The sequence below is a fragment of the Aliiglaciecola sp. 2_MG-2023 genome (assembly GCF_030548145.1).
GTDB lineage: Bacteria > Pseudomonadota > Gammaproteobacteria > Enterobacterales > Alteromonadaceae > Aliiglaciecola > Aliiglaciecola lipolytica_A.
Map to the genome: position 1 here is coordinate 1 of NZ_JAUORY010000055.1, position 1,849 is coordinate 1,849.

1 rRNA gene is annotated in these 1,849 nt (G+C 49.7%); it reads right to left on the bottom strand.

The window, feature by feature from the left end:
- Positions 1 to 56: 56 nt before the first annotated feature.
- Positions 57 to 1,591, bottom strand: a 16S ribosomal RNA gene (locus Q4567_RS22140).
- Positions 1,592 to 1,849 lie beyond the last annotated feature (258 nt).

The window sequence follows — 1,849 nt, forward strand, 5'->3', positions numbered from 1 at the left end:
ATTAACAACAAAACAATCTGTGTGAACACTGCATCACAAAAGTGATACCTATAGTGTAAGGAGGTGATCCAACCCCAGGTTCCCCTAGGGTTACCTTGTTACGACTTCACCCCAGTCATGAAACACAAAGTGGTAATCGTCCTCCCGAAGGTTAGACTAACTACTTCTTTTGCATCCCACTCCCATGGTGTGACGGGCGGTGTGTACAAGGCCCGGGAACGTATTCACCGCAACATTCTGATTTGCGATTACTAGCGATTCCGACTTCATGGAGTCGAGTTGCAGACTCCAATCCGGACTACGACGAGCTTTAAGGGATCCGCTTACTCTCGCAAGTTCGCTTCCCTCTGTACTCGCCATTGTAGCACGTGTGTAGCCCTACTCGTAAGGGCCATGATGACTTGACGTCGTCCCCACCTTCCTCCGGTTTGTCACCGGCAGTCTCCTTAGAGTGCCCAACTAAATGCTGGCAACTAAGGACAAGGGTTGCGCTCGTTGCGGGACTTAACCCAACATCTCACGACACGAGCTGACGACAGCCATGCAGCACCTGTCTCAGAATTCCCGAAGGCACTGAGGCATCTCTGCCAAATTTTCTGGATGTCAAGAGTAGGTAAGGTTCTTCGCGTTGCATCGAATTAAACCACATGCTCCACCGCTTGTGCGGGCCCCCGTCAATTCATTTGAGTTTTAACCTTGCGGCCGTACTCCCCAGGCGGTCTACTTAGCGCGTTAGCTTCGCTACTCACGTATATAATACACAAACAGCTAGTAGACAGCGTTTACGGTGTGGACTACCAGGGTATCTAATCCTGTTCGCTACCCACACTTTCGCACATGAGCGTCAGTCTTTGGCCAGGGAGTCGCCTTCGCCACTGATGTTCCTCCAGATATCTACGCATTTCACCGCTACACCTGGAATTCCACTCCCCTCTCCAAGACTCTAGTCTGCCAGTTCTAAATGCTATTCCCAGGTTGAGCCCGGGGCTTTCACATCTAGCTTAACAAACCGCCTGCGTGCGCTTTACGCCCAGTAATTCCGATTAACGCTCGCACCCTCCGTATTACCGCGGCTGCTGGCACGGAGTTAGCCGGTGCTTCTTCTGTTGCTAACGTCATAGCTAGCAGGTATTAACTACTAACCTTTCCTCACAACTGAAAGTGCTTTACAACCCGAAGGCCTTCTTCACACACGCGGCATGGCTGCATCAGGGTTTCCCCCATTGTGCAATATTCCCCACTGCTGCCTCCCGTAGGAGTCTGGACCGTGTCTCAGTTCCAGTGTGGCTGATCTTCCTCTCAGAACAGCTAGAGATCGTCGCCTTGGTGAGCCTTTACCTCACCAACTAGCTAATCTCACTTAGGCCACTCTTTGCGCGAGAGCCCGAAAGCCCCCTTTGGTCCGTAGACGTTATGCGGTATTAGCTATCGTTTCCAATAGTTATCCCCCACACAAAGGCATGTTCCTAAGTATTACTCACCCGTCCGCCACTCGTCATCTTCTAGCAAGCTAGAAATGTTACCGTTCGACTTGCATGTGTTAGGCCTGCCGCCAGCGTTCAATCTGAGCCATGATCAAACTCTTCAATTAAACTTCTTTCGAAATATGAACTTTTTTTGGTAAGCACTCTTATAATGAGTGCCCACACAGATTGTCTTGTTGCAAATTGTTAAAGAACATTTAGTGCAAACTTATCGAAGCGTAATGCGGAACAAAGTGACGTCCGATTACTGAGATAATGTTTGCGCAAGGTGACTGTCATTACTTGACGTCGCCTAGAAAACTTTTTCTCTGCTTAGTGAGTCCGTTAGGTCTCTCTCAAGCGGGAGGCGTATTCTACACTTCCGG